The sequence below is a fragment of the Bremerella sp. JC817 genome (genome assembly GCF_040718835.1).
Taxonomy (GTDB): domain Bacteria; phylum Planctomycetota; class Planctomycetia; order Pirellulales; family Pirellulaceae; genus Bremerella.
In genome coordinates this window covers 689,379-698,876 of record NZ_JBFEFG010000267.1, presented here as the reverse complement: position 1 = coordinate 698,876, position 9,498 = coordinate 689,379, and the positions used below count along the sequence as shown (strand labels likewise).

The following is a 9,498-nucleotide window of genomic DNA, read 5'->3' as shown; positions in this document are numbered from 1 at the left end:
CAACCAGCGTGTTGTCCATCTTGGTTGGCTGGCCGATCACCGCTTTGTTGATGATGAAGTCGGAATGTGCTCGACGCTTGTTCAAGTCACGCATCAAGGCATCGTTGTAAGCCTTCTGCGGCCATGGGCCTTCCGCCAACGCTTAGAAGCAAGCTTCCTTGGTTCTCGCTCGACTTGCATGCCTAATCCATGCCGCCAACGTTCATTCTGAGCCAGGATCAAACCCTTCAATTAAATATTTGCTTAACTCTAAGGCCGAAGCCTCAAAGCGATTTAGCAAGTTAAAAATCGACAGTGTTTGAACTAGCTACTAGTTTAAAAAGAAATTGAACTAGTTTGAGTTCAAATAATGATCGCTTTCTTCAGCCAGCAAGCTGGCCTCCAAAAGCACAACCACCTTCGTTCTCAAACAGAGGTCACTACCAAATTGTCAAAGATCAAAAGCTTTCGCTTCTCCCTGTCGGCGTCATTCCCTTCAGGTGAGACGGTATATCCTATAGCAACTTGGGCTCACGTCAAAGGGGCCAATGGGGTTTTTGTTCAGAATTCGTGAGCATCTGCTGTAAGTGCTGTAAATGTAAAGGGTTCGGAGTTGTGGAATCTTTGCGAAATTGCTCTCTGCGGGGTCTTGGGAGGGTGTTTTGAGGGTCTGAGAGAGGCCCTCGCTGAGGCAAATTAGCCATCCGAAGTGTGTTTGATTCAGGCACCGGTAGCCCTGCGTAACCAAGTTCCGTTGAGGCATGGCACAGCGGCGTAACCATTCACAAGGGTAGGGCCGTTTGTGGAGCCCCCTAGTAATACAGTTGGCGGGTGGGCATTTTGGATGCTCTATTACTTCACGTAATCGTTCGGCACTGAGGGTGAAACGATAGTGTGCCAGCCATTTCCGCGTATGTTTTCAGGGGCACCAGAATTTAGAGGCTGACTTTGCTAAACTGGCGGCGAATAAATTGAGGCATACTCAAGTAGTGACGTCCATCGCGGCTCTCAAGCGGGAGCTGCTCAGTTTTCAGGTTACGGAAGAAGGCGACAGCCATGATTTGCCGAGGTGTTCGCGGGGCTACGACGGTTACCCATAACGATCGAGACGAGATTCTCGAGGCGACGCGGCAGTTATTGGCCTTAATGATCCGCCAGAACGAGATCGATCCGAAAGATGTGGCCAGCGCCATCTTCACGATTACCAGTGATCTGAATGCGGAGTTCCCTGCCCTGGCCGCGCGGCAAATTGGCTGGATGGACGTCCCTTTGATTTGCACCCATGAGATCAGCGTCCCTGGCTCGCTGCCTCGCTGTGTCCGGATTCTTCTGCACTGGAATACCGACAAGCCCCAAGATCAAGTTCACCACGTCTATGTCCGTGATGCAGTCCGGCTTCGCCCAGATTTGTGCCAGGTTCCAGAGATTGATTGGCAGGAACTTGAGCAGTGGATCGAACAGCAGATGGTCCACATGAAGTAAGCGTTAAGTCTTAACTCTTTATCCCATAGACAGTTACTGGCGGCGTTCTGGAATCGTGCCGCTAGCGTTATTCCGGGTTTGGCACTCGACGTGCACTCCCTACGCCGGTCCTATTGCTTTGGTAGTACACCTCAGCACTAGGCGTTTTTTTCGACACATTGCGAAGGGTTCAAAGGTTCGTAACCCCGCATTATCGAAGAGAATGGCGATGAATGTCTATGGTCTTCATCAGATGTTAACGATACTATTATCGTGAACTCATCTGTCGTCGATCGACGAGACAGTCGCCCCACTGTCAGGCATCCCCCGTTTCAACCGTTTGTGGTGCCGTAACCACCAGGAAGGGAGGCTCGTATGCAGGATGTTATCGCGGGCTACATCATTGTCGGACTGATCAGCCTTGGCGGCTTTATCGCCACAAGAGCCTGGACCAGGAACTGGTCTGTGGCCGCTTTGAATCAGTTGGCAATTGCCACCATCATCCTCGTCGGGCTCTACACTGCCTTTGTCTGGGAGAGCCTGTTTTTAACGGAGCTGCTTCCCTTCTCGAATCTGATCATCCTCAGCAATATCTACCCACTGGCTGCCTTGATTCTGGCTGCCGTCGCTTCTAATCGCCTTCGAGATCAAGGTTGGCGCCGCGCTGTGCCGATGGCTGGATTGCTTGGCGTTGGTGTCTGGTCGCTGGTTTACCCGGTGATGGGAGACGCTCCGAAGTGTGATGTGTTGTGGGATAGCCGAGGCATCTGTTATCAAACCACGAATCAAACCTGCACGGCTGCTTGTGCGGCGACGCTGTTGAATCACTACGACATTCCCACCACCGAAGAGGAAATGGCTGAACTTTGCCTCACGCGGCAAGGGACTTCGTGGAAGGGTTTCTATCGCGGTCTGAAGCTGAAGACGGCCGATTCACCCTATAGGGTGAAAATGGATTACCTGACCGCCGAAGAGTTGGCAGCGGCAGGCCGTCCGGTTGTATTGCGTGTTGGGAAGCGAGATTGGCTGGGGACTGGCAACGCCGCAGGGCTTCCTTCGGGATGGCAGCCGGGCGAGATCCATTCCGTGGTCTGTCTTGGTCGGGTGAAGGGCTACTTCATGATCGCCGACCCCAATCCAGAGATCGGAATCGAGTTTTGGAGCGAGAAAGAGCTGCATCAATTGTGGGATGGCCACAGCGCGATGCTGGTCCAGGACTACGAAGGACCGGCGTTCAAGAACAAGTCTTCGGCCTTGAACAAGTTCCCTGCAGTCGCTGCCCGTTAATCGGCTGGTGAGCAAACGATCGTTTGCGTCTCGGTAATAATCTGATGCATGGGGATGTCGTGCGTCTCGACCGGGATCTCTGCGAATAGCTGGCAGTCGAACGCCAGGCCAATCTGGCGGCAATCTTTCGGCAATTGCGTTAAAAGCCGGTCGAAATAGCCTTTGCCGTAACCGATTCGATTGCCGGTGTGGTCGAACGCGACGCCTGGGATTAAGGCCAGCGAGATCTCTTGTGGCCCGACCAATCGATTTGCCCGCAATTCTTCTCGTGGCTCTCGAATGCCGAACGCTCCCCGCTCGAGCTCGGCGAAATCTTCCAGGCGAAACAGTCCGAGCTCGTTGCCTGGCAAGCAGTAAGGAACGACGACGTTGCCGAACTGATGAAGCGTGTGATGAAGGATCGAATCGGTTGCCACTTCATCGCGAACACCGACATAGACCAGCGGCGTTTGGCGGTGATGGTCAAGTTCTGGCAGAACGCGCTGGGCGATGGCGGCACTTCGCGCTGTGCGATCGGTCAGGCTTCGTCGCTGGGCCAGTGCCGTTTCGCGGATCCATGCTTTTGGCGGTTTGCCGATCGGTAGCTCGATCACAGTCTACGATCCGAATAGGAAAACGTCGAGTTTCAGGCCAGTTGTCCACTCGAAGATCGTCGCGACTAGCCGAGTGAGTGCACAGAGGGATGCCAAGACCGCCAGGCCGAAACCGAGCCAGCGCAGTTTCGACTGTTGTTGATTCAGCAGAAAGATCTGCAGGGTAATGGCGGCAACGGCCAGGACAGCTCCGGCAATCGAGAAGTACGATACCAGTCCTGTTAGCAGCGCCAAGCAAACGCTGCCGACTTGAGGGTAGTCGATCTTAAGCGTGCCATGTGCCGGCTTGGTGGCGGAGGTGGGGCGGGCGACTGGTGAAGCTGAATTCGTTGATTCCGCTTCGTCTTCTTCCACAATCGCGGCCACTACCGGCTGGTCGTCGGTCACAGGTTGCAGCCGAAGATACTCGACCAGGACCGGGGATCTTCGCACCGGAGGAAGGCCGGTAGAATGCTTGGTGGCACTGGGCCTGGGGGGTATCCGGCCTCCATTCTGATTTCTGGTCTTCGAGAAACTGGTGCCGCATTTCCAGCATCGATTGACCGCACCTATGAGTTCTTCACCACAGACGCTGCAAACAACGCTAATACGGGGGCTTTCCTCAACCATGAGCTTGTCGGGGGCCTGGAATCAGGAGTGGAACAACAGATTCGCCGAATCTTGTGAATCTCGGTAAAACGGACTACCCTTAAAAGTTTACCGCGAAGAGCGAACCATTTCCCTATCTCATCCCCCCTCGCCCGGATTTCACGGGAAAAGATCTGGTTCCAAGCCTCGCGTTGTCTGGCAAACTCCTCCAATCGACCCATCCGAAGGAAGTTGACCTTGAAGATCGTGACTTGCGCTGCCCGTAACCTGTTGATGCTTGGCTTGCTGACCATTCCGGTTGGGAACGTGTGGGCCGAGGTACCAGAACCCGAGGTTCCGCAACTGGCTCCTGCTTCGGACGAAGGAGAAAAAGCCATCGCTGGTTTTAAGGTTCCCGAAGGGTTCGAGATGACCCTCTTCGCCGCCGAACCGATGATGGCCAATCCCGTAGCGTTCTGCCTCGACGATTTCGGACGCGTGTATGTCGCCGAAACGTATCGCCAAGGTCAGGGAGTCGAGGACAACCGCAATCACAACTATTGGCTGGTCGACGACCTGGCCGCGCAAAGCGTGGAAGATCGTCGGGCCTATATCTTGAAGCATCATCCAGAAGCCGCTCAGAAGTACACCCAGCATGACGATCGAATCCGGATGCTGGTCGATACCGAAGGCGATGGCAAGGCAGACCAAGATACGGTCTTCTCGTCTGGCTACAACGATGTCGTCGAAGGCACGGGCGCTGGCGTGTTGGCCTTGGATGGCAGCGTTTACTACACCAACATTCCGAACGTCTGGAAGCTGACCGATATCAACAACGATGGCGTCGCCGACGAGAAGGTCTCGCTCAGCGAAGGCTACGGAGTGCGGTTCGCGTTTCGTGGGCATGACCTGCATGGTCTGACGCTCGGGCCAGACGGCAAGATTTACTTCAGCATCGGCGACCGTGGCTACAACATTGAAGTCAACGGAACGCGTCTGAAAGACCCAGGTTCCGGCGCGGTATTCCGTTGCAACCCGAACGGTTCGGACTTGGAGGTGTTCTGTACCGGTCTGCGAAATCCGCAAGAGTTGGCCTTCGACGATTACGGCAACCTCTTCACATGCGATAACAATTCCGACAGTGGCGACCAGGCTCGTTGGGCTTACCTGGTGAAAGGTGGTCACACCGGTTGGAACATGGCGTACCAGTACCTCAGCGATCGTGGTCCCTGGAATCGCGAGAAGCTGTGGCATCCTTACCACGAAGGTCAGGCCGCCTACATCGTTCCACCGATCATCAATATTTCGGACGGTCCAAGTGGTTTGGTGCATTATCCAGGCACTGGTTTTGGCAAAGAATACGACGGCACCTTCTTTCTGTGTGACTTCCGCGGCGGACCTGCCAATAGCGGTATCCGCACATTCAAGATGAAGCCGAAGGGAGCTACTTACGAACTGGTCGACTCCGAGCAGTTCGTTTGGAAGATGTTAGTCACCGATGTCGATTTCGGTCCGGACGGTGCGATGTACATCAGCGACTGGGTTGATGGTTGGACCGGTTTGAACAAAGGACGCATCTATCGTCTGACGAAGAAGAATCCGGAAGACGCCCAGCTGATCGCTGAGGTCAAAGCGTTGATGCCTTCCGATTTCAGCGCGAAGTCGGACGACGAACTGAAAGCGTTCTTGGGGCACCCGGATCGTCGTATCCGCATGAAGGCTCAGTTTTCCTTAGCCGCCGCCAAGAAACTGGCTGTTCTGGAATCGGTCGCCAAAGATATTGAGCAGCCACAGTTGGCTCGACTGCATGCGATCTGGGGCATCGGTCAGATTGCCGAGAAGGACTCGAAAATCGCCGAACGCGTGAAGACAGTCGAGATGCTTTCGACCCAACTCGTGAAAGACGAAGACCCCGAAGTGCGGGCCCAAGTCGGTCGCGTGCTGGGGGAACTACGAGTTATCTACGGTCTGCCGCGTTTGCTGGAAGACGACAATCCGCGCGTGCAGTACTTTGCGATGACTGCCTTGGGCAACGCAGGCCCCCACGGTGATCCTAATCAAGTGATTGATCGCGTGGCCGAGATTCTGGCGGCCAATGCCGACGAAGACCCTGTGCTGCGGCATGGTGGCATTATGGCGATGGCTGGGATGCGAAGTATCCAGTCGTTGGCTGACCTGGCGAACCATCCTTCGCCAAGCGTGCGTCTGGCAGCAGTGGTCGCTCTGCGTCGTCTCGAAAGCCCCACCGTGGTGCGTTTCCTGAACGATGGCAACGAACTGATCGTCTTGGAAGCCGTTCGTGCGATTCATGATCTTCCAATGGAAAACGCCATGCCTCAAGTCGCTCGCCTGATCGACTCGGGCTGGAAGAACGACGCCATGCTGCGACGTGTACTGAACGCCAACTTCCGTTTGGGTGATCCTGAAAACGCAGAAGCCTTGGCCCGTTTCGCCGCTCGTAGTGATGCTCCTGAAGCGATGCGTCTGGAAGCCTTAGCGATGCTGGAAGCATGGGACAAGCCGGGCCAACTCGATCGCGTGATCAACTTCTATCGCCCGCTGGAAGAACGAGATCAACGCCCTGCCCGCGAAGCGTTGGCGGCTGCTTTGCCAAAACTGCTGACCACCGACGAGAACGTCCGCAACAAGGCGGCCAAGCTGGCAGCGACGTTCGGTATCAAGCAGGTCGCTCCGGTTTTGATCGGCCTGGCCAGCGATCCTAAGCAATCGGCCGAAACGCGAGCCGATGCCATCGCAGCGTTGGTCCGTGTCGATGCCAACAAGGCGAGGCCGGTTGTGGAAGAAGCTTTGAAATCGGATCAGGCCCTGGTCCGAGCAACCGCGCGAGATCAGATGGCCAAGCTGGCTCCGTCGGAAGCTGCCGCGACGCTGAAAGATGGTGTCGCCGCTGATTCAACGATCGAACGCCAGCACGCCTTGGCCGCCCTGGCCGAGAGCAAGCCCAAAGGTTCGGAGGCGATTGTCGCTTCCGCCATGGAAAAGCTGATCGATGGAAGCCTGCCGGAAGATACCCGTCTGGATGCCTTGGAAGCGGCGACCGCCTTCAAAGATTCGGCCGAGATCGCCTCGCTGCTCGAGAAGTACCGCTTGTCGCTTGATCCTTCCGACCCCTTGGCCGAGTACCGCGTCGCCCTTTCTGGCGGCAACTTCGAGAAGGGCAAGAAAGTGTTCTTCGAGAAGACGGAAACCTCGTGTGTGCGTTGTCACCGGGCCATGGGCACAGGAGGACGTGTTGGGCCGGAGCTTGATGCTCTGGGGCAAACGAAGACTCGTGAATATCTGCTGGAAGCGGTGGTGCAGCCGAATGCCAAGATCGCCGAAGGTTTCGAGTCGATTCTGGTACTGACCGTCGATGGCCAGACGTACTCTGGTGTGCTGAAGGAAGAAACCGACGAAGCGGTGAACCTGGTCGATGCCGACGGCAAGCTGATCACGATTCCGCAAGACGATATCGAAGGTCGTAAGAGCGCCAAGAGCCCGATGCCCGAAGATGTTTACAAGCATCTCAGCAAATCGGAACTTCGCGACCTGATCGAATTTCTGGCCAGCCTGAAGAAAGGCGAGTCGGCCGGTCACGAGTAAGCTCGTCTAGCCAGTTTCGATCGAAGCCAAGCAAAGGAGGGGCACGACTATCGCTGGGTCGTCGTGCCCCTTTCCCTTGCGCAGCGGGATCGCTACTTGGTGCTCGCCTCGAAGAAGCTCCAGATTTCGTCGGTCGCGTTCAGCTTGCTGGTGTTCGGACCGGTCAGTCGCGAAGGTAAGTTCCGCGAAGCCCCCGGCCAGGCGTGCCCATGACCTTTCAGGTAGAGCACGGTTAGTTCCGGTCCGCCGTTCTTCGAGGGATAGCGAACTGTTTGCACGGCATCATCTTCCGCGATCGTTTGTGGTTCGGTCTGGCATTGAATGGCCGTCGCCCATTTGGCCATCAAGCCAGCGATCGGCGGCGTGGTACGCGTGCCCCAAGGTAGCGTCGACTCGCCACCTTTGTACGGTAGCAGTGGATCTTCGAGCCCAAGAATAAAGAGCGATGGAAGTGGCTTGGCTGGCTGCGGATTGTCGACCGAAACCGTTCCCGCGACCGTACCAATTGCCGCTAAGCGATCCGCCATTTCAGCCCCCAGGCGAAAGGTCATGCCGCCCCCGTTACTGTGTCCGGTGGCGAACACTTTGGTCGCGTCGTAAGGGACTTTCTTCGCCAACTCGTCCAGCAACGTGCGAATGTAAGCGACGTCGTCGACTTGCGAGCGAGCCCCACCTTCCCGCAGTTGGCCCGAGTTCCACAGGTAAGGATTGCTCAGGAAGTTGCCCGGCAGCCGCGGTCGGGCCGGCAAGCCGTTCGGGGCGATCACGATAAAACCCTTCTCGTCCGCTTTCTTCGCCCAGTTGTCGATGTTCAGAATCGAATCGCCTTGCCCGCCGGCGCCATGCAAGGTGATCACCAGCGGAGGCGGTGATTGCGGATTGTATCCTTTGGGAATGTGGATCGTAGCGGTCCGCTCGAAGCCGCCTGACTCGGTGGTTACCTCGAACTGCCCGGATCGGACCGGCGTTGGAAGTTCAGCGGCCTGAAAGTTTCGGCCGTTAAAAAAGAACAGCGAGGCTCCCAGCAGAAGCCCACATCCCAGCCAGCGACGACGAAGCATAGTAACCCTCGCAAGATTAGGTGATCGGTTACCTACGATTACCTGAGAGCCGAGGCGAAGGTTTCGTCTGAGATGGTTTCCTGTGGCAAAGGAAACGCCGGGCTAGCAAGAAAATGCCCCCTCTTCACCATCGCGGGAAAGAGGGGGCAAGCTTGACTTAGGTGCCCAGGACCACGCCGCCATCGACGCGGATGGCCGCTCCGTTGGTGGCACTCGACAGAGGCGAGCAGTAATAAGCGACCGTATTGGCGACTTCTTCGACTTCCGCGAATCGCTGGATCAACGAAGTCGGTCGGGCCGACGCGAAGAACTCTTTCTCGAACTCATCTTTCGACAAGTTGTTTTCTTTGGCCAGTTCGCCGACGAACTCCTCGACACCTTCTGATCCGGTTGGGCCTGGCAGTACCGCGTTGACGGTGACGTGCGTTCCCTTGGTGAGGCGGGCGATACCGTTCACCAATGCAATGTTCGCCGCTTTGGTCATCCCGTAGTGAACCATCTCGGCGGGGATTTGCACGCCACTTTCGCTGGAAATGAAAAGCACGCGGCCCCAGTTTCGCTCGAGCATACCAGGGAAAACAGCTTGCGTGAGGCGAACGCCCGACATCACGTTCACATCGTAGAAACGTTGCCAGTCCTCGGACGGGATGTCGACGAATGCTTTCGGTTCAAAGATGCCAGCGTTGTTGACCAGAATGTCGACCTGACCTGCTTCGGCGATCAGCTTGGCACAACCTTCCGCCGTACCGACATCGGCGGCAATCCCGCGGGCACCGTGGCCGATCGCTTCGGCGGCCTTCTTGGTCGATTCCTCGCTGCGGCCATTCACGATGACATTGGCTCCTTCTTGTGCGAGGACCTGAGCGATGGCGTATCCGATGCCCTTGGTCGAACCGGTGACGAGGGCATTCTTATTCTTGAGTTGTAAATCCATGAGAAAACTCCCG

The 9,498-nt window shown here is 56.2% G+C and carries 7 protein-coding genes; 3 read left to right on the top strand and 4 right to left on the bottom strand.

Annotated elements, in window-relative coordinates; translation table 11 throughout:
- Positions 1 to 1,035 precede the first annotated feature (1,035 nt).
- Positions 1,036 to 1,461 (top strand): chorismate mutase, encoded by a 426-nt coding sequence (aroH, locus tag AB1L30_RS11575; protein WP_367013575.1) that lies wholly within the window; start codon positions 1,036 to 1,038, stop codon positions 1,459 to 1,461.
- Positions 1,462 to 1,815: 354 nt separating this feature from the next.
- Positions 1,816 to 2,727: a cysteine peptidase family C39 domain-containing protein gene (locus AB1L30_RS11570; RefSeq protein WP_367013574.1), complete on the top strand. Its 912-nt coding sequence runs from the start codon at positions 1,816 to 1,818 to the stop codon at positions 2,725 to 2,727.
- On the opposite strand, the gene AB1L30_RS11565 is transcribed toward AB1L30_RS11570, so the two are convergent.
- Together AB1L30_RS11565 and AB1L30_RS11560 are read right to left on the bottom strand one after the other, a co-directional pair.
- A complete protein-coding gene (locus AB1L30_RS11565) occupies positions 2,724 to 3,320 on the bottom strand; it encodes a 5-formyltetrahydrofolate cyclo-ligase (protein ID WP_367013572.1) in 597 nt (198 codons plus the stop codon). The two genes, AB1L30_RS11570 and AB1L30_RS11565, sit on opposite strands and share 4 nt — an antisense overlap.
- Before the next feature lie 3 nt (positions 3,321 to 3,323).
- Positions 3,324 to 3,752 (bottom strand): hypothetical protein, encoded by a 429-nt coding sequence (locus tag AB1L30_RS11560; RefSeq protein WP_367013571.1) that lies wholly within the window; start codon positions 3,750 to 3,752, stop codon positions 3,324 to 3,326.
- Positions 3,753 to 4,154: 402 nt separating this feature from the next.
- Between AB1L30_RS11560 and AB1L30_RS11555 the strand changes: the two genes are divergently transcribed.
- Positions 4,155 to 7,490 carry a PVC-type heme-binding CxxCH protein gene (locus tag AB1L30_RS11555; protein WP_367013584.1) on the top strand — a complete coding sequence of 1,112 codons (3,336 nt, stop codon included), beginning with the start codon at positions 4,155 to 4,157 and terminating at the stop codon, positions 7,488 to 7,490.
- 92 nt (positions 7,491 to 7,582) lie between these two features.
- On the opposite strand, the gene AB1L30_RS11550 is transcribed toward AB1L30_RS11555, so the two are convergent.
- Entirely contained in the window at positions 7,583 to 8,551 is a 969-nt protein-coding gene (locus AB1L30_RS11550; protein ID WP_367013570.1) for a hypothetical protein, read from the bottom strand.
- Between the two features lie 157 nt (positions 8,552 to 8,708).
- The gene (locus tag AB1L30_RS11545; protein ID WP_367013569.1) at positions 8,709 to 9,485 is read right to left on the bottom strand and encodes an SDR family oxidoreductase; all 777 of its coding nucleotides are present in this window, start codon (positions 9,483 to 9,485) and stop codon (positions 8,709 to 8,711) included.
- Positions 9,486 to 9,498: the final 13 nt, after the last annotated feature.